We start from the raw sequence: 17,117 nt of genomic DNA, 5'->3' as shown, positions 1-17,117 counted from the left end.
CCGCGTCTACAGCGCCAGGTAGCGTTGCCGCTCGTACGGGGTGACCTCGCGGCGGTACTGCTCCCACTCGGCTCGCTTGTTGCGCAGGAAGAAGTCGAAGACGTGCTCGCCGAGCACCTCGGCGACCAGTTCGGAGCCGGCCATCACGTCGATCGCCTCGGCGAGGTTCTCCGGAAGCGCCTCGTAACCCATGGCGCGTCGCTCCGCGCTGGTCAGCGACCAGACGTCGTCCTCGGCACCGGGCGGCAGCTCGTAGCCTTCCTCGATGCCCTTCAGGCCGGCGCCGAGCAGCACCGCGAAGGCGAGGTACGGGTTGGCCGCCGAGTCCAGCGAGCGGACCTCGACCCGGGCCGAGTTGGGCTTGCCGTACGCGGGAACCCGGACCAGCGCGGACCGGTTGAGGTGACCCCAACAGACGTACGCCGGGCTCTCGGTGATCCGGTCCGGCAGGTGCTGCGGGAAGAGCCGCTTGTACGAGTTGACCCACTGGTTGGTGACCGCCGTGTACTCGCGGGCGTGCACCAGCAGACCGGCGATGAAGGACTTCGCCACCTTGGACAGCTTCATCGGGTCGCCGCTGTCGTGGAAGGCGTTGCGCTCGCCTTCGAACAGCGACAGGTGGGTGTGCATCCCGCTGCCCGGCTGGTCGGTGAACGGCTTCGGCATGAAGCTGGCCTGCACACCGGTGGAGAGCGCGACCTCCTTGACCACGTGCCGGAAGGTCATGATGTTGTCGGCGGTGGTCAGCGCGTCGGCGTAGCGCAGGTCGATCTCCTGCTGGCCGGGGGCGACCTCGTGGTGGCTGAACTCCACCGAGATGCCGATCCGTTCCAGCGCGAGCACGCCCTGACGGCGGAAGTCCCGGGCCACGGCGTGGGTGGTGTGCTCGAAGTAGCCGCCGGTGTCGACCGGGATGGGCACCGAGCCGTCCTGCGGACCATTCTCGAGCAGGAAGAACTCGATCTCGGGGTGGGTGTAGAAGGTGAAGCCCTTCTCGGCTGCCTTGGACAGCGCGCGGCGCAGCACGTGCCGGGGGTCTGCCCAGGACGGGCCGCCGTCGGGCAGCAGGATGTCGCAGAACATCCGGGCGCTCTCGCCGCTGACTCCACCCTCGAAGGGGAAGACCTGGAAGGTGGTCGGGTCGGGCATGGCCACCATGTCCGATTCGAAGACCCGGGCGAAGCCCTCGATCGCCGAGCCGTCGAAGCCGATGCCTTCCTCGAAGGCCGCCTCGAGCTCGGCGGGTGCCACCGAAACGCTCTTGAGCGTGCCCAGAACGTCGGTGAACCACAGCCGGACGAACCGGATGTCCCGCTCTTCCAGCGTGCGGAGGACGAACTCCTGCTGACGGTCCACTTCCCCAACCCCTCGCGACACTCTTTTGTCCGCCTTGGTCGGGCTGTACCCGACCTGATCGCCCAGTGTTCCCGGGCCTGGTTACGCAGACGTTACGCGAACTGCCGCCGGCCGTCCCCTCGTGTCCCGCCCGGCGAGCGCGGGCCCCACCGTGCCGCCGCGTCCGCCGCCACGACGGCCGAGCTCACGCCGCCGGGCCCTCGCGGGCGCCCGTCGCGGCAGGTGGCGGCAATCTCGCCCGAGGGTGCGGATTGTCGCGCGGAAGCTGGGGCAAGATGAAGGCATGCCCACCCTGCGTCTCGCCCTGTCCCAGGTCAACCCGAGCGTCGGCGACCTAGCCGGAAACGCCGACCTGGTCCGCAGCTGGACTCGCCAGGCCGCCGATGCCGGTGCCCAGCTGGTGCTCTTCCCGGAGATGATGTTGACCGGTTACCCGGTCGAGGACCTCGTCTTCCGGCGCTCCTTCGTCGCCGCGTCCCGGGCCGCCGTGGAGCGGCTGGCCGCGGACCTGGCCGCCGACGGTCTCGGCGAGTTGCCGGTCGTGGTCGGCTACCTGGACGCCGACGGCCCGCCGCAGGTCAGCGGGGACGCCGAGCCGGGCCGGGGTGCCCGCAACGCCGCCGCGCTGCTGCACCGGGGCGTCGTGGCCGCTCGCTACTTCAAGCACCACCTGCCCAACTACGGGGTCTTCGACGAGGACCGGTACTTCGTCTCCGGTGACGCGCTGACGGTTGTGCGGATCGGCGGCGTGGACGTCGCGCTGACCATCTGCGAGGACCTGTGGCAGGCCGGCGGTCCGTTCGCCGCCGCCCGGAGGGCGGGCGTCGGCCTGGTCGTCAACATCAACGGCTCGCCGTACGAGCTGAACAAGGACGACATCCGGCTGCCGCTGGTCCGCCGACGGGCCGCCGAGGCGGGTGCCGCCATCGCGTACGTCAACATGACCGGCGGCCAGGACGAGCTGGTCTTCGAGGGCGACTCGATGATCGTGAGCGCCGACGGTGAGCTGCTGACCCGGGCCCCGCAGTTCGTCGAGCACCTGCTCGTGCACGACGTCGAGTTGCCGGCCGCCGCCACCGGGCCGACGACCGAGACGCTGGCCGACGGGATGCGGATCGTGCACAGCACGCTGGACGGCATTCCGCCAGCGCCGTCCGGCCCGGCCGCCACCGGTGGGCTGATCGAGCCGGTGGCCGACGAGGCCGAGGTGTGGCAGGCGCTGGTGCTGGGTCTGCGCGACTACGTCAACAAGAACCGGTTCCCGTCGGTGGTGCTCGGTCTGTCCGGCGGTATCGACTCGGCGGTGGTGGCCGCGCTCGCCGTGGACGCGCTCGGGCCGGACCGGGTGGTCGGGGTGTCGCTGCCCAGCCAGCACTCCTCTGAGCACTCCCGGGAGGACGCCGCCGACCTGGCCAAGCGCACCGGCCTGGACTACCGCGTCGAGCCGATCCAGCCGATGGTCGACGGTTTCCTGGCCAACCTGTCGCTGTCCGGCGTGGCAGTGGAGAACCTGCAGGCCCGGGTCCGTGGCGTGATCCTGATGGCGCTGTCGAACCAGGAGGGCCACCTGGTGCTGACCACCGGCAACAAGAGCGAGCTGGCGGTCGGCTACTCCACCCTGTACGGCGACTCGGTGGGGGGCTTCAACCCGGTCAAGGACGTCTGGAAGACGCTGATCTGGCGGCTCGCGAAGTGGCGCAACAGGGACGCGGCGCGCCGCGGTGAGACCGCCCCGATCCCGGAGAACTCGATCGGCAAGCCGCCGAGCGCCGAGCTGAGCCCGGGCCAGCTCGACAGCGACAGCCTGCCCGACTACGACGTCCTCGACCCGATCCTGATCGGCTACGTCGACGGCGACCTCGGCCGCGACGGGCTGGTCGAGTCGGGTCACGACCCGGCGATCGTGGACAAGGTGCTGCGGCTGGTGGATACCGCCGAGTACAAGCGACGGCAGTCGGCGCCGGGCACGAAGATCTCCATGAAGGCGTTCGGCCGGGACCGCCGTCTGCCGATCACCAACCGGTGGCGCGAGCACGGCTGAGCCGTACCCCTGGGGGTGCCGGGTCGGTGGCGCGGCCCGGCGCCGCCGCGCGGTGCCCTCGCGGCGCGGTCCTGCGGTGGCCGCGCGGGCGGCTCCGCGCTGGTGGAGTGACATCTTGCACTGGGCCCTGCCGTCAGCCCGCCTCGCGGTGCGACGATCGCGACGGAACCCGGGGACCGCGCAGGCGGCCTCGAGGAAGGGAGACAGAGATGACGGAGTCCACTCCGCACGAGGTGACCGCGTTGTACGGCGGCCCGGCCACCCGACGGGTCCGCACCCGCGACCTGATGGCTGCCAAGGAGCGCGGCGAGCGCTGGCCGATGCTCACCTCGTACGACCAGTACACGGCGTCGATCTTCGACCAGGCCGGTGTTCCGGTGCTGCTGGTCGGCGACTCGGCCGCCAACAACGTGTTCGGCTACGAGACCACCCTGCCGATCACCGCCGACGAGCTGCTTCCGCTGGTCCGGGCCGTGGTGCGGGCGACCCGGCAGGCGCTGATCGTCGGTGACCTGCCGTTCGGCTCGTACGAGGAGGGCCCGGCCCAGGCGCTGCGCACCGCCGTCCGGTTCATGAAGGAGGGTGGCTGTCACGCGGTGAAGCTGGAGGGTGGCCGCCGCAACGCCGCGCAGATCGCCGCGATCGTCGGCGCCGGCATTCCGGTGATGGCGCACATCGGTTTCACCCCGCAGAGCGAGCACACCCTGGGCGGCTACCGCGTGCAGGGCCGCGGCGACGCCGCCGACGAGGTGCTGGCCGACGCGCGGGCGGTGGTGGAGGCGGGCGCGTTCGCCGTGGTGTTGGAGATGGTGCCCGGCGAGGTGGCCAAGCGGATCACCCACGAGCTGCCGATCCCCACCGTGGGCATCGGCGCGGGCCCGGACACCGACGCGCAGGTGCTGGTCTGGCAGGACATGGCCGGCCTGCGGACCGGCAAGGCGCCCCGTTTCGTCAAGCGGTACGCGGATCTGGCCGGTGCTCTCACCGACGCCACCCGCCGTTTCGCCGACGAGGTCCGCGGCGGTGAGTTCCCCGCCGCCGAACACACCTTCTAGGGCCGAGCACGGCGTGATCCACTCGGCTCTGCCGAAATCGGAGTGGATCACGCCGCTCGGGTCAGAGATCGGTGACGCGGATGCCGGCGTGCGCCTTGTAGCGCTTGTTGATGGCGATCAGGTTGGCGGTGAACGCCTCGATCTGGTGGGCGTTGCGCAACCGGCCGGCGTAGATGCCCCGCATGCCGGGGATCCGGGCGGCGAGCGCACCGACGATGTCGACCAGCTCGCGGTCCTCGGTGCAGATCAGCACGTCCAGGTCGATCCGGTCGACCTCGGGGTCGGCCAGCAGCGGAGCGCTCACGTGGTTGAACGCGGCGCAGACCCGGGAGTCGGGCAGCAGCGCGGCGGCCTGCTGCACCGCGCTGCCCTCGGCGACGGTCAGCGCGTAGGGGCCCTGCTTGTCGAAGCCGAGCGGGTTGACGCAGTCGACGACGATCCGGCCGGCGAGCGGCTCGGCGAGGGCAGCGACGGTGGCGGCGTGCCCGTCCCACGGCACCGCGATGATCACCACGTCGCTGCGTCGGGCCACCTCGTCGTTGGCCGCGCCGGTGACGCTGCCGCCGGGCGGCACCCCGGGCAGGGCGGCGATCTCGGCTGCGGACTCGGCGGCCCGCTCAGCCGACCGGGATCCGATCAGCACCGTCTGGCCGGCCCTCGCGAACCGGTAGGCGAGGCCCCGCCCCTGGTCGCCGGTGCCGCCGATGATGCCGACCGTCAGCCCGGACACGTCGGGCAGCGTGCTCGCGTCGTATGCCATGGCCTCATCCTCGCAAACCGCTCGGTCCGTCAGCAGCGCCGAGCGCTGTGAGAATCCCCGCTGCGGTGAACGACAGTGCCAGCGGGCGAGAACAGGGCCAGGGCCGGCGGCCCGGTCAGGCCAGCTCGAACAGGACGGTACGGGCCGCCGGGTCGGCGGTGACCAGGCGGACCCGGACCCGTTCGCCGAGCGGCAGTTGGCCGAGGCAGCGGGCGCGTACCGGCGGGGCGTCCAGCGCGACGGTGCCACCGGGCGGTCGGGGCCGGGACTTGCCGTTGGGCGGTGCGTCGACGTCGAGGACGGCCGCGTCGAAGGTTTCGCCCACCCGATGCTCCAGCACCGCTGCCTCGGCCAACTCGACGGCGCCACGAGCGGCCGCCGAGGCGACCCGGTCGGTGCTCGCCATCACCTCGGGCAGCCGGGGCAACGCGGCGCGGGCCCAGTCGGGCACCGGCTGACCCGCGTGCAGGGCCAGGCAGACCTCGGTGGCGTACCGGTCGGCCAGTCGCCGCAACGGGGCCGTCACGTGGGCGTACGCGGCCGCCACGCCACCATGTTCCGGCTGCTCCGGCAGCTCCCCGTCGAAGGCGGTGTACGCGGCACCGCGCATCAGCTCTGCCGCCTGGTCGATGAACGCGGCGGCGCGCGGCTGGGCGGCGTCCAGACCGGCGATGACCTGCCCGGGGCCCACGTCGTCCGGCCAGTGCACGCCCAGCGGCGCGGCGGCGGCCCGCAGTCGCTGCACCGCCTCCGGCTTGGGCGCCGGCATCGTCCGCAGCAGGCCCACCCGGCCGGCCAGCATGATGTCGGCGGCGGCCATCCCGGTCAGCAGGGAGATCTGCGCGTTGTGCTCTTCCATCGGCGCAGGCGCGCGCAGCACCAGCCGCCAGCCCTCACCGTCGGGCTCCAGATCCTGCTCGGGCAGCGGCAGGTTGATGGCGCCGCGCCGCAACCCACGCGCGGTCAGCCGGTCGCCGATCTCCGGCAGCAGCGCGATCGGGTCGGGTAGCCGCCCGGCCTCGGCTGCCGCCTGCACCCCTGTGTAGTCGAGTTTGGCGCGGCTGCGGACCAGGGCGCGTTCCAGCTCGACGGCCACGGTGCCGCCGTCGGCGTCCAGGTCGATGGTCCAGACCACAGCGGCCCGGTCGTCGTCGGGCAGCAGGCTGGCGGCGCCCTCGCTGAGGGTGTGCGGGTGCAGCGGCACGTTCCCGTCGGGCAGGTAGATGGTCTGCCCCCGCCGCCACGTCTCCGCCTCCAACGCGCCACCGGGGGTGACGTGCGCGGCGACGTCGGCGATCGCGTACCGCACCCGGTAGCCCCCACCCGGGCGGCGGCTGAGGTGCATCGCCTGGTCCAGGTCCCGCGAGCTGGCGGGGTCGACAGTGACGAACGGTATGTCGGTGCTGTCGACGGGCGGCTGCGGCGGTGCCGCAGCCGCCTCGTCGGCTTCACGCTGGGCGTCGGCCGGAAACTCCTCGGGCAGGCCGAGCTCGCGGCGCAACGCGCCGAAGTCGATGCGGGGCGCGAGTACGCGTCGGATGACCACGGGTCAATCCTGACAGCGCCACGGGTGATCCGCTTCCGGTGACCGGCCGGAAATCCGGCCGGCGAGGGGGTGGTCCGCGCTCAGCCGGTCGCCTTGCGGGCGGCGCTGCGGGCACCCCTGGGGGCGGTGGCTCGGGCGGCGACCGGGCGGGCCGGAGACTTGCGGGCGGTCACCTTGCGGGCTGGCGCCTTGGCCGCGACGGTCTTCTTCGCCGGGGCCTTCTTCGCCGCCGCCTTGCGGGCGGTGGTCGACGAGGTACCCGTCGCCTTCGCGGCCGGGGCCTTCTTGGCCGGAGCCTTGCGCGCGCCGCCGCTGGGGCGGGTCGACGCGGTCTTCTTCGCCGCGGCCGTCTTCTTCGTCGCTGTCTTCTTGGCGGCGGACGCCTTGGTCGCCACCTTCCGCGCCGGGGCCTTCGCCGCGGTGGTGGTCTTGCGCGCCGAGGCCTTGGCGGCGGTGGTGGTCTTGCGCGCCGGGGCCTTCGCCGCGGTAGTGGTCTTCTTCGTCGCCGAGGCGGTGGTCTTCTTCGCCGCGCTCACCGTCTTCTTCGTCGTACCGGTGGTCTTCTTCGCGGCGGTGGTCGTCTTGCGCGCGGTCGACGCCGGGGCCCGCTTGGCGGCGGTGGTCGTCTTGCGGGTGGTGGTCGATGCCTTCGCGGGGGCCTTCTTGGCCGCGGCGGTGGTCTTGGTCGTGGCCTTCTTCGCGGGGGCCTTCGTGGCCGCCGTGGTGGTCTTCCTGGCCGGGGCGCGGCCCGCCCCGCCGGCGGCCTTGCGAGCCGGTGCCTTCGCGGCGGCCGCGGTGGACTTGCGCACGGGGGTGGTCCGGCTCGCCGCCGTGTTCCGCTCCGCCGCGGCGGTCTTCTTCGCGGTGGTGCGTCGGGCGGCCGGGCGCTTGGTGGCCTGCTGTGCTTCGGCCATCGTGGTTCCCTCCTCGGGGGACGTGCTCTCGCGTGCGTCCTCGCGGAGCACGAAATACCTCGGCGCGAGCCGTCCCGCGCCGCCTATCTGTCCTCCCCGGCCCAACGAGCGTCCTCGGCATCCCACGCCTCGTTCCGCTCCTGCACTCGTTGCAGGGCGTTCTCCGCGTCGGCCGCCGAGTCGTACGGGCCGAGAACGTGCTTCGCCGGACACACGTTGGCGTCCGTCTCGACCCGGTGATGCCGGGTGCACCAGTAGAACTGCCCACCGCGTTCGCTGTCGCTCATGGGAATCACTGTGCACCGCGAACCGGCCGGCCGCCACCGGATCGCACAAGTCGCCGACGATCTCCACAGTAGATATGCATTGCGTTCGTCGGGCCGAAATGGCGAAACGCGTAGGACTGGAACACCAGAAGATGCGCAGGTGAGCCTCGCTGCAGGACACATCTATGATCGCCGGATGGCGACACCGGACTACATCGTGGGCTTGCGCAAGCACGTCGGTCACGACCTGCTCTGGCTGCCGAGTGTCAGTGCGGTGGTCCGCAACGACGCCGGTGAGCTGCTGCTCGGCCAGCGCTCCGACGACGGGCGCTGGTCGGTGATCAGCGGTTTCGTCGAGCCGGGCGAGCAGCCGGCCACCGCGCTGGTCCGCGAGGTGCGCGAGGAGACGGGCCTGGAGGTGACGCCGGTGCGGATGTCCAGCGCCGTGTCGCACCCGCACACGTACCCGAATGGGGACCGCTGCGAATACCTGAACCTGGGGTTCCTGTGCCGACTGGTGGCCGGCACCGCCCGGGTCAACGACGACGAGTCGTTGGCCGTGCGGTGGTTCCCGCTGGACCGGCTGCCCGAGCTGGACAAGCACGCCCTGCTGGTCATCGCGTACGCGCTGCGCGAGAACCAGCTGGCCGGTTACCTGGAGCCGGGTACGACGTGGGACGACGTACCCGACTGAGGTTCACGCCGGGTTCGGCGCGAGGGCGACCGGCTCGGTGGGCGCCGACCGGGCCGCCCGGATGGCGTACGCGAGCGCGTACGGCGAGCAGGCCAGGTAGAACATCGGTTCCACAAGCACCTCGTCGGTGATGAGGAAGATCTCCCAACGGGTGGGTCGGGGCAGACCGAAGTTCCAGTCGGTCCAGCAGGCGAAGAGCCACAGCGGTGCCGAGATCCGGTCGACGGCGTCCCCCGCCGTGCCCTCGATCACCGGGGCGGAGCCGGGGATGTTTCCGACCACGAAGAGGATCACGGCGAGGTCGGCGACGACGAGCGCACCGAGGACGCCCAGCCACCAGGCCGCCCGGACCCGCCCTCGGGCGCTGAGGGTCGCCGCGGCCCAGAGGACAAGTGTCAGGCCGGCCAGCCAGAGCAGCAGACCGGGTGCCGCGGCGACGATGCCGCCGGTATTGAGGCTGTACACGCCCAGGGCCACGACCGCACCGATCGGGAGCACCACTCCGAGCGCGATGCGCAGCGGGCCGCCGAGTGCGGTGCGCCGGGCCCATCGTGCGGCGTGCAGCGCCAGGAACACTGCCAGCCCGGCGATCGACAACGACCAGAGCGGCAGCTGGAACTGCGGCGGCAGCCGCAGCCAGTTCAGGACCACGTTCATCAGCACTGCGCTGGCGAACACGATCGCGGCGCAGGCGAGCGGGGACAGCAGCAACGCGGCGGCGGTGCGGCCGACCCGACCGCGCATCAGGGTGCGGTCGACGATCGGTGCGCCGGCGCGGCTGACGGCAAGGCTCACCGCGAAGCCGACCATCTTCCTCCGGCGCCCGCTCTCGGCGAGCACGTGCAGCTCGGCGGCCCACTCGCGGCGCAGGTCGTCGCGAACGTCGGCCGGCCAGCGGCGCGCGGCCAACTCCAGCAACAGCTCAGCGATCCGGCGGCTCACCATGCCGGCGCTCCGGTGGTTGCTCCCGTTGTCCTCACCCGTTCGCCGCTCGAGGACCCCGATGGGGCTTTCCACTGGCCTTGTATGTCCAGCCCGTGGCGCTGCGCGTCTGGACCAGAGCGACCGGCGCGGTGGGCGCCGACCGGGCCGCCCGGATGGTGTACGCGAGCGCGTACGGCATGCAGGCCAGGTAGAGCATGGGTTCCACCAGCACCCGGTTGGTGATCAGGAAGATCTCCCACTCGATCGGTCGAGGCAGGCCGAAGTTCCAGTTCGTCCAGCAGGCGAAGAGCCACAGCGGCGCGGAGATCGGGTCGACGCTCTCCCGCGCCTCGATCGTCGGCCCAGCGCCGATTGCGCCGGGGTACGTGTCGACGACGGCGAGGATCACCGCGAGGTCCGCGGCGACGAGTGCGCCGAGGACGCCCGCCCACCAGGCGGCGCGGAGGCGACCGCGGGCGGCGAGGCTCGCCGCGGCCCACAGAGCGAGGGTCAGGCCGGCCAACCAGAGCAGCAGACCGGGCACGGCGCCGGCCAGGCCCTCGGCGTTGGTGACGTACATGAACAGGATGACGGCCGCACCGACCGGGAGCACCACGCCGAGCGCAATGCGCAGTGGGCCGTCGAGTGCGTTGTGTCTGGCCCAGCGGGCAGCGAACACCGCCAGCACGACCGCCAGCACGATGGTGAACGCCGCCCAGATCGGCTTTTGCGCCCGCTCCGCCCAACTTGCCCGAAACATCAACCAGTTGTAGATGGAAAACATCGCCAACCCACTGACGGCCACGATCCCGGCGCAGGCGATCGGGGACAGCAGTAGTGCGGCGGCGGTGCGGCCGACCCGACCGCGCATCAGGGTGCGGTCGACGATCGGTGCGCCGGCGCGGCTGACGGCCAGGCTCACCGCGAAGCCGACCATCTTCCTCCGGCGCCCGCTCTCGGCGAGCACGTGCAGCTCGGCGGCCCACTCGCGGCGCAGGTCGTCGCGGACCTCGGTCGGCCAGCGGCGCGCGGCCAACTCCAACAGCAGCTCGGCGGCCCGGCGGGTCACCACGCCGGCGCCCCGGTGGGCTCGGTGCCGCCCCACGAGCGACGGCCGTCGGGGATCGCTGCCCGCAGGTCGGCGAGCGCCTGGCGGGCCTGCGTCACGCCCTCAGCGGTGAGCCGGTAGTAGCGGCGGGCCGGCCGCCCGGCCGCGACGGGATCGATCGTCTCCCAGTCGGCGGCCAGCCAGCCGGCCCCCTGCAACCGGTGCAGCACCGGGTAGAGGGTGCCGCTGGGCAGGCCTGTCAACCGCATCAGGTCGAGCCCGTAGCGCTGCTCGTCGGGCTCGGCGAGCAGCGCCGCGAGCACCTTCGCGACCGGAATCGTCATCCGCATCCGGCCACTGTATCGGAACTCTACATAGGGGTGGGTACCCGTTCGACGGGAATCCACAGCTCGGCGTCCGCCTGGGTGCCGTCCGCCGACACCCGCACCCGGGAGATCTCCGGTCCGGGTCGGCTGCGGTACGGGTTGGACGGGAACCACTGGGTGAACACGTCACGCCACAGGTACTGCACCGCCTGCGGAAACGCACCGGAGGTGGTGAACACCGCCCACGACCCGGCCCGCACCGGCAGCGCGTCCAGGTCCTCCGGCGGCGCGGCATTGGTCACCACCCCGTGCCAGTAGTCCAGCTCGGTGCCCTCCTGCCGGCTGTCGGCGAGGTTGTCGCTGACGTTGACGATCCCCTTCGGCTCCTGATCGGAGAGCGCCTCGATCCGCTCGGTCGTCTCCTTGTCGATGCTCCGGATGAACGCGACGATCGACGGGTTCATCCCCTCGTGCACCAGCGGGACCCGGGCCTTGCGCCCCACCAGCGCGAACGCGTCCTTGTCGACGATCCGGTACTCCATGCTGCCGCTCCCTTCGACTGTGAGTCGGAAGGACATCCGGGGCTGGGCGCGCAACGCTGCCCCCGTACGCCGGGCTTCTCCGGGGCCCACGCCGTGCACGGCGTGGAACGCCCGGGCGAACGCCTCCGCCGAGCCGTAGCCGTAGTGCACAGCGACGTCGAGCAACGTCCGCTCCCCCGCCAGCACGTCCGCACCGGCGACGGTGAGCCGACGCCGACGGATGTACTCCGACAGCGGCATCCCGGCCAGCGCGGAGAACAGCCGCCGGAAGTGGTACTCCGACGTCAGCGCGATCCGCGCCAGCTCGGCCACCTCGATCTTCTGGTCGAGGTGACGCTCGATGTACGCCATGGCCTCGTTGAGCCGATCCAGCACCCGGGCCTCCTTCCCTTTCGAGCACTGACGCTAGGTCGCGGGGTCGGTCGCCCACCCGACATCCGATGCCCGCATCGGTCGGGTGCGGCCGCACCGGCCGTCGTGTCGTAGCCTGGCGGACTTTGCTTCCCGAGGAGGTTGGACGTGGCCGAGTATCCGCAGGACGTCGTACAGCGCTTCCACGGCACCCCCGAACAGGTGGACGCCGGTCTCGTGGGCGAGCCACCGCGGACGTGGGAGTCGGTCGTCATCGAGGAGTACGACGGGTCCTGGGCGCAGCGGTTCGTCGCCGTCCGGTCGTCGCTCACCGAGGTGCTGGGTGATCTGATCATCAGCCTGGAACACGTCGGGTCGACGGCGGTGCCGGGGCTGGCGGCCAAGCCCGTCATCGACATCGACCTCGTCATCGAGGACACCGCCGAGGAGCCCAGCTATCTCCCGGCCCTGGAGCGGCTCGGGTTCCGGCTCGTCCTGCGGGAGCCCTGGTGGCACGGGCACCGGATGCTTCTCAGCCCCGCCGAGGACGTCAACCTGCACGTCTGGCCGCAGGGTGCGCCGGAACCGGTCCGGCACCGGCTGTTCCGCGACTGGCTGCGCGCGCATCCGCACGACCGGGAGCGGTACGCAGCGACCAAGCGCCGCCTCGCGCGGGACACCGCGCACCGGCCCCGCGACTACAGCCTGGCGAAGAACGACGTCATCGACGAGATCTACGCGCGCATCTTCGCCGCCTGATGACCTCACGTCGGCGACGCCACGCGTAGATCTTGGACAGTTTCCGTTACCAGCTAACGGAAACTGTCCAAGATCTGGCGGCGGAACGTGGACGCAGGCCGGCCAGCCAGCGGAACGGGTCGCGAGTCACCGCCGAGCGTGGCTTCTCAGCGCGGCGGCTGCTGCATGAACCAGGTGGGCACGGGCTCGGCCATGGAGCCGACCACCTCCCAGCCGCCGCGGCGGTACAGCTCGACGTTGCCCGGGTTGCTGGTCTCCAGGATCGCCGGCAGTCCCTCTGCGGAGGCGCGATCCAGCCCGGCCCGCATGACGACACGGCCCCAACCGCGTCCGGCGCTGTTCGGGTGGGTGCCCACAACGCCGAGGTACCAGAACGGGAACGTCGGCAGGGCGTCGTGCACGGCCTGGTCGTAGCTCTCAACCCGAGTCGACACGTCGGCGGGATATCCCGCTTCCTCCCGCGACCCGTGGCTGGCGACCGGCGCAGCCGGTTGCCCGGCCGGAGGCTCCCAGATGGCGGTCGACGCGCCTCCGCCGATCGTAAAGATCGACGACCGGTGCACCCGCTTGTCGAAGAGGTGCCCGAAGAAGGTGGCGGCGTACCGCGGATAGGTCTCCTCGTCCGGGAACAGGTGCCGCAGGATGGGATCCTTGACGAACGCGGCGACCAGCGAACCGACCACCGCAGAGCGGTCCGCCGGGGTGGCGATGGTGATCTCAGGCGTTGTCACAGCAGTCGATGCTATCCGGAGAAGCGCGTTGACCCTGACCCCGTGGTAGACCGGAGACTGGCCCCATGGACCTCGATGACTACGGGAGACACTCCCCCTACAGCGACCCCGGCCGGCACGGACGGCTTGTCGACGCCGTCGCGGCCGACTTCCCCACAGTGGCGGCGACCGCCCGCAACGTGATCGTCCACTACCGGGCCGGCGGCGTCGAGCTGCCCGACGACAGGCTGGACGAGGTGAACCGCCGCTGGGTGGACCTCATCCTCGACACCGACCAGTCCCGATTTCCGGTGCCTCTCACGACCGGGCGTCCGGCAGCCGAACGGGTGGCCGGCTGCTGCCGGGACCACGCCCTGTTGTCGATCGCGATCCTCCGTCAGCACGGCATTCCCAGCCGCAGCCGGGTCGGCTTCGCCTCGTACTTCGTGCCCGGCTGGCACCACGACCACGTCCTGGTGGAGTACTGGAACGGCGACCGGTGGGTGTGGGCCGACCCGGAGCTCGACCCGGCCGGCGACTGGGGGTTCGACGGCTATGACATCGACCCGAAGGCCGGCCTCTTCGACTCGGCATCGCGGGTGTGGTCGGCGTACCGGGCCGGGGCGATCGATCCGGACGTCTACGGCGTGAGCCCGGAGCTGCCGATCCGAGGCGACTGGTTCATCCACGACTACGTCCTGCTGGAGCTGGCCCACCGGCAGAAGGACGAGCTGCTGCTCTGGGACAGCCTCGACGCGATGACCGACGACGTCGCCACCGCCGACCTCACTCTCGTGGACGAGATCGCCGCGTTGCTGCTCGCCGCCGACGACGGCGACGAGGCCGCGGAGAAGGCGCTCGCCGACCGGTATGCCAGCGACGCCCGGCTGCGCCCCGGCTTCCGGGTGGAAAGCGTCTCGCCGGTCTCCGGCACCGTCAGCATGGTCGACCTGCGCCGCTGAGCGGGCCAGGCGTGTGTCGAAGCCCGGCCAGGGGATTCGACACACGCCCTACCCGAAGGTGAAGGCGTACGCCTCGGCGCCGGGCTCGCCGAACGTGATCTCCAGGGTCCGCTCCCGGACCGTGCCGTCCTGGCGGACGAGCTGGTAGAGCCGGCCGTCCTGGAGTACGCCGTTGCCATCGGCGTCGACGTCGACGCCGTGTGACGGGCCGGGAGCCGCGCCGTCGAGCGACACGCGGAACGGAATCGGCTGTCCCGCCCCGGGGGCCAGCACGAGATGCGCGTCGCGGGCGTGGAACCGGAAGGCGATGCCGCCGCCGGCCCCGTCCAGCACGACGTTCTCCGACCCGATCGTCCACTCCCCCGCCAGCGCCCACTGGTTCAGGCCGAGGCTCTCCGGCACCTGGTAGGCGCGGCGTTCGTCGAGCGCGGGGCCGTTCGGCGACGCGAAGTGGTCGCCGCGACTGAAACCGAGGTACGTCTCGGGCGTCCGCAGGTTGTTCCAGTCGGCCTCCGCCTCCGGGCCGAGCCCCTTGACGGGTACGGGTTCCCGCTCGATGCCGAGCAGTTGCTGGAGCACCCGCTCGGACTGCTCGTAGCGTCCCTCGCCGAAGTGGTCGTCGCGGATGACGCCGTCGGTGTCGACGAAGTAGAGCGCCGGCCAGTAGTTGTTGGCGAAGGCGCGCCAGATCGCGTAGTCGTTGTCGACAGCCACCGGGTAGTCGATCGATCGGGCCGCCACCGCCCGCCGCACCCAGTCGACCTCGTGCTCGAATTCGAACTCCGGGGTGTGCACACCGAGGACGACCAGCCCGTCATCGCGGTAGGCCTGCGACCAGGCACGCACGTACGGCTCCTGGCGCAACCAGTTGATGCAGGTCAGCGTCCAGAAGTTGACCAGGACGACGCGCCCACCCAGGTCGGCGGGGCCGAGCGGCTCGGAGTTGAGCCACTCGGCCGCCCCGTTCAGCGGGGGCAGGTGCACTGCCATCTAGCGCAGCGACCGGAAGGCGGTGCGAAGCTCTTCGGAGAAGATCTTCGGCTGTTCCCAGGCCGCGAAGTGCCCGCCCACGTCGAGCTTGTTGTAGTAGATGAGGTTGGAGTACGCCTGCTCGGCCCAGCTCTGCGGCGCCTCGTACAGCTCGTCGGGGAAGACGCTCACGGCGACCGGGACGTTCACGCCCTTGGCGGCGAAGAACGAGAGCTTGTTCTCCGCGTAGAGACGGGACGCGGAGACCGCTGTGTTCGTCAACCAGTAGAGCGAGATGTTGTCCAGGATGTCGTCGCGGGTGAGGCCCGCTTTAGCCCCGTCGAAGGCCTGCGCGATCAGGGCCAGACTCTTCGCGTCGTGGTCGAGCAGGAAGGACGCCAGGCCGACCGGAGAATCCGCCAACCCGGTCAGGGTCTGCGGACGTGTCGCCATCATGAGGGCGTACGCGACGTGTTTCCAGACGTAGTTGGCCTCCTCGGCGGCACGCATCTCGTCGTCGGAGAGCCCGGATGGCAGCGAGCCCATGGCGTTGTTCGCGCCGGTGGTGTCGCCCTGGAACAGCAGGTCGATCTCCGGTGGGATCGCACCGGGCATGTTGGTGTGGATGCCGAGCAGTTCCGGGGGCGCCTGGATGCCCATCTGGTCGACGATGACAGCGCCCCAGTCGCCGCCCTGCGCGACGAACCGGTCGTAGCCGAGCCGCTTCATCAGCTCCGTCCAGGCGGTCGCGATCTTCTGCGGGTTCCACCCCGACTCGGTCGGCTTGCCGGAGAAGCCGTGGCCGGGCAGCGACGGGATCACCAGGTGGAAGGCGTCCGACGCGCTCCCGCCGTGCGCCGTCGGGTCGGTGAGCGGCTCGATGATCTTCATCTGCTCGATCACCGACCCCGGCCACCCGTGGGTGACGATGAGCGGCAGCGCGTCCTCGTGCTTCGAGCGCACGTGGATGAAGTGGATGTCCACCCCGTCGATGGCGGTCATGAACTGCGGTACCGAGTTCAGCCGCGCCTCGACCTTGCGCCAGTCGTACTCTTTCTCCCAGTAGCGGGCGACGGCCTGAATGGTCGCGAGTGGCACTCCCTGCGACTGGTCGTCCACCGTTTCCTTGTCCGGCCAACGAGTGGCCTTGATGCGCCTCTTCAGGTCATCAAGGTCGGCCTGAGGAATGTCGACCGAGAAGGGCCGAATCTCCGTGGTGCCCGGACGAGTCTTGGTTTTGACAGCCATGCGTGTTTCCTCTCCGTCTAGGTTTGCGCCTCGCGAGGAGAAATCATGGGGTGAAAGGCTCTGCCCGGACTTATGTGCCAACGATGGGCACGCCGCCGCCATATCTCGGAGCCTAGTGTTGGCCGACCGCGATGGTTGGTGAAGTTGACACTTGCTCAGCGGCCTGCCGGACATCCGTCGCCACACCGGCCATCAGGGTGTTCTCCGCATGCGGTCCACATGAGAAGGTCGGTCGATGTTGCGAGGGCGATTACTGACCGAGAGCCTCCGTGTCGGCATCGACGTGCGCATACCGTCGCTCCACGTCGTTCGAGTGGGCCGACATGACGTATCTGGCTCAACGTCGGCTCAACAGCCGAGTGTCTGGACCTTCCTGGATTTCGAGGCACCCGACGAAGCAGCCGACGAGGTGGCAGTGGCGCTCGCCGGGGCCCTGGTGAGCGATCAAGGCTGGTACGCGGACTTCGAGGTCGGCGATGACCACGTCGTCGTCTTTCCGGGGCGCGTTTTCCGCTACACCAAGGGTGACCGCGCGGGAAGACAGGCCGCCGTGGAGCACGGCCGGACCGTCGGCGTACCCGACCATCAGCTCGACTGGGGCGAATGATCGCGGGCGGGTGCCGCTCGCGCCTGGCCCGGCTGGGCC

Annotated in this window: 18 protein-coding genes; 6 read left to right on the top strand and 12 right to left on the bottom strand. The window is 71.0% G+C overall.

From position 1 onward, the window contains the following. Positions 1 to 6: 6 nt before the first annotated feature. Positions 7 to 1,356, bottom strand: a complete 1,350-nt coding sequence (glnA, locus tag NIE79_RS23075; RefSeq protein WP_238680543.1) for a type I glutamate--ammonia ligase — start codon at positions 1,354 to 1,356, stop codon at positions 7 to 9. Between the two features lie 283 nt (positions 1,357 to 1,639). Between glnA and NIE79_RS23070 the strand changes: the two genes are divergently transcribed. Further along, positions 1,640 to 3,397 (top strand): NAD+ synthase, encoded by a 1,758-nt coding sequence (locus tag NIE79_RS23070; RefSeq protein WP_238680542.1) that lies wholly within the window; start codon positions 1,640 to 1,642, stop codon positions 3,395 to 3,397. A gap of 209 nt (positions 3,398 to 3,606) precedes the next feature. After that, positions 3,607 to 4,452: a 3-methyl-2-oxobutanoate hydroxymethyltransferase gene (gene panB / locus NIE79_RS23065; protein ID WP_238680541.1), complete on the top strand. Its 846-nt coding sequence runs from the start codon at positions 3,607 to 3,609 to the stop codon at positions 4,450 to 4,452. 61 nt (positions 4,453 to 4,513) lie between these two features. Here the strand turns inward: panB and npdG are convergent, their stop codons facing one another. From npdG to NIE79_RS23045, 4 genes are all read right to left on the bottom strand, one after another. Then, positions 4,514 to 5,212, bottom strand: a complete 699-nt coding sequence (npdG, locus tag NIE79_RS23060; RefSeq protein WP_238680540.1) for an NADPH-dependent F420 reductase — start codon at positions 5,210 to 5,212, stop codon at positions 4,514 to 4,516. 115 nt (positions 5,213 to 5,327) lie between these two features. Further along, positions 5,328 to 6,758, bottom strand: coding sequence for an RNB domain-containing ribonuclease (locus NIE79_RS23055; RefSeq protein ID WP_238680539.1), 1,431 nt, complete (start codon positions 6,756 to 6,758; stop codon positions 5,328 to 5,330). Positions 6,759 to 6,838: 80 nt separating this feature from the next. After that, entirely contained in the window at positions 6,839 to 7,672 is an 834-nt protein-coding gene (locus tag NIE79_RS23050; protein ID WP_238680538.1) for a histone, read from the bottom strand. Positions 7,673 to 7,755: 83 nt separating this feature from the next. Continuing rightward, on the bottom strand, positions 7,756 to 7,959 hold the full coding sequence (locus NIE79_RS23045; protein WP_196919025.1) for a hypothetical protein: 204 nt from the start codon (positions 7,957 to 7,959) through the stop codon (positions 7,756 to 7,758). A gap of 175 nt (positions 7,960 to 8,134) precedes the next feature. On the opposite strand from NIE79_RS23045, the gene NIE79_RS23040 reads away from it, so the two are divergent. Continuing rightward, positions 8,135 to 8,632, top strand: coding sequence for an NUDIX hydrolase (locus NIE79_RS23040; protein WP_238680537.1), 498 nt, complete (start codon positions 8,135 to 8,137; stop codon positions 8,630 to 8,632). Positions 8,633 to 8,635: 3 nt separating this feature from the next. Here the strand turns inward: NIE79_RS23040 and NIE79_RS23035 are convergent, their stop codons facing one another. The 4 genes from NIE79_RS23035 to NIE79_RS23020 are packed head-to-tail and all read right to left on the bottom strand — an operon-like array spanning position 8,636 to position 11,847. Further along, positions 8,636 to 9,577: a hypothetical protein gene (locus tag NIE79_RS23035; protein WP_238680536.1), complete on the bottom strand. Its 942-nt coding sequence runs from the start codon at positions 9,575 to 9,577 to the stop codon at positions 8,636 to 8,638. A gap of 31 nt (positions 9,578 to 9,608) precedes the next feature. Continuing rightward, the gene (locus tag NIE79_RS23030) at positions 9,609 to 10,628 is read right to left on the bottom strand and encodes a hypothetical protein (RefSeq protein ID WP_238680535.1); all 1,020 of its coding nucleotides are present in this window, start codon (positions 10,626 to 10,628) and stop codon (positions 9,609 to 9,611) included. Further along, on the bottom strand, positions 10,622 to 10,954 hold the full coding sequence (locus tag NIE79_RS23025; RefSeq protein WP_238680534.1) for a PadR family transcriptional regulator: 333 nt from the start codon (positions 10,952 to 10,954) through the stop codon (positions 10,622 to 10,624). Before NIE79_RS23025 ends, NIE79_RS23030 begins: the two co-directional genes overlap by 7 nt. 20 nt (positions 10,955 to 10,974) lie before the next feature. Further along, positions 10,975 to 11,847 (bottom strand): AraC family transcriptional regulator, encoded by an 873-nt coding sequence (locus NIE79_RS23020; protein ID WP_238680533.1) that lies wholly within the window; start codon positions 11,845 to 11,847, stop codon positions 10,975 to 10,977. 144 nt (positions 11,848 to 11,991) lie between these two features. Between NIE79_RS23020 and NIE79_RS23015 the strand changes: the two genes are divergently transcribed. Further along, on the top strand, positions 11,992 to 12,582 hold the full coding sequence (locus NIE79_RS23015; protein WP_238680532.1) for a GrpB family protein: 591 nt from the start codon (positions 11,992 to 11,994) through the stop codon (positions 12,580 to 12,582). 146 nt (positions 12,583 to 12,728) lie between these two features. On the opposite strand, the gene NIE79_RS23010 is transcribed toward NIE79_RS23015, so the two are convergent. Then, positions 12,729 to 13,313: a GNAT family N-acetyltransferase gene (locus tag NIE79_RS23010; protein ID WP_238680531.1), complete on the bottom strand. Its 585-nt coding sequence runs from the start codon at positions 13,311 to 13,313 to the stop codon at positions 12,729 to 12,731. 65 nt (positions 13,314 to 13,378) lie between these two features. Between NIE79_RS23010 and NIE79_RS23005 the strand changes: the two genes are divergently transcribed. Continuing rightward, a complete protein-coding gene (locus NIE79_RS23005) occupies positions 13,379 to 14,254 on the top strand; it encodes a transglutaminase domain-containing protein (RefSeq protein ID WP_238680530.1) in 876 nt (291 codons plus the stop codon). 48 nt (positions 14,255 to 14,302) lie between these two features. On the opposite strand, the gene NIE79_RS23000 is transcribed toward NIE79_RS23005, so the two are convergent. Beyond that, positions 14,303 to 15,244: a redoxin domain-containing protein gene (locus NIE79_RS23000; protein WP_238680529.1), complete on the bottom strand. Its 942-nt coding sequence runs from the start codon at positions 15,242 to 15,244 to the stop codon at positions 14,303 to 14,305. Next, positions 15,245 to 16,471, bottom strand: a complete 1,227-nt coding sequence (locus NIE79_RS22995; protein ID WP_238680528.1) for an epoxide hydrolase family protein — start codon at positions 16,469 to 16,471, stop codon at positions 15,245 to 15,247. A gap of 235 nt (positions 16,472 to 16,706) precedes the next feature. On the opposite strand from NIE79_RS22995, the gene NIE79_RS22990 reads away from it, so the two are divergent. After that, positions 16,707 to 17,078 carry a hypothetical protein gene (locus NIE79_RS22990; RefSeq protein WP_238680527.1) on the top strand — a complete coding sequence of 124 codons (372 nt, stop codon included), beginning with the start codon at positions 16,707 to 16,709 and terminating at the stop codon, positions 17,076 to 17,078. Positions 17,079 to 17,117 lie beyond the last annotated feature (39 nt).

The sequence above is a fragment of the Micromonospora trifolii genome, from assembly GCF_022229005.1.
GTDB lineage: Bacteria > Actinomycetota > Actinomycetes > Mycobacteriales > Micromonosporaceae > Micromonospora > Micromonospora trifolii.
Note: the sequence above shows the minus strand (reverse complement) of the source record. Positions and strands in the feature narration are given on the sequence as shown.

Coding starts and splice junctions, on each gene's coding strand:
- NIE79_RS23070 (WP_238680542.1), top strand. CDS start 1,640: ATGCCCACCCTGCGTCTCGCCCTGTCCCAGGTCAACCCGAGCGTCGGC.
- panB (WP_238680541.1), top strand. CDS start 3,607: ATGACGGAGTCCACTCCGCACGAGGTGACCGCGTTGTACGGCGGCCCG.
- npdG (WP_238680540.1), bottom strand. CDS start 5,212: ATGGCATACGACGCGAGCACGCTGCCCGACGTGTCCGGGCTGACGGTC.
- NIE79_RS23050 (WP_238680538.1), bottom strand. CDS start 7,672: ATGGCCGAAGCACAGCAGGCCACCAAGCGCCCGGCCGCCCGACGCACC.
- NIE79_RS23045 (WP_196919025.1), bottom strand. CDS start 7,959: ATGAGCGACAGCGAACGCGGTGGGCAGTTCTACTGGTGCACCCGGCAT.
- NIE79_RS23040 (WP_238680537.1), top strand. CDS start 8,135: ATGGCGACACCGGACTACATCGTGGGCTTGCGCAAGCACGTCGGTCAC.
- NIE79_RS23035 (WP_238680536.1), bottom strand. CDS start 9,577: ATGGTGAGCCGCCGGATCGCTGAGCTGTTGCTGGAGTTGGCCGCGCGC.
- NIE79_RS23025 (WP_238680534.1), bottom strand. CDS start 10,954: ATGCGGATGACGATTCCGGTCGCGAAGGTGCTCGCGGCGCTGCTCGCC.
- NIE79_RS23005 (WP_238680530.1), top strand. CDS start 13,379: ATGGACCTCGATGACTACGGGAGACACTCCCCCTACAGCGACCCCGGC.
- NIE79_RS23000 (WP_238680529.1), bottom strand. CDS start 15,244: ATGGCAGTGCACCTGCCCCCGCTGAACGGGGCGGCCGAGTGGCTCAAC.
- NIE79_RS22995 (WP_238680528.1), bottom strand. CDS start 16,471: ATGGCTGTCAAAACCAAGACTCGTCCGGGCACCACGGAGATTCGGCCC.
- NIE79_RS22990 (WP_238680527.1), top strand. CDS start 16,707: ATGTTGCGAGGGCGATTACTGACCGAGAGCCTCCGTGTCGGCATCGAC.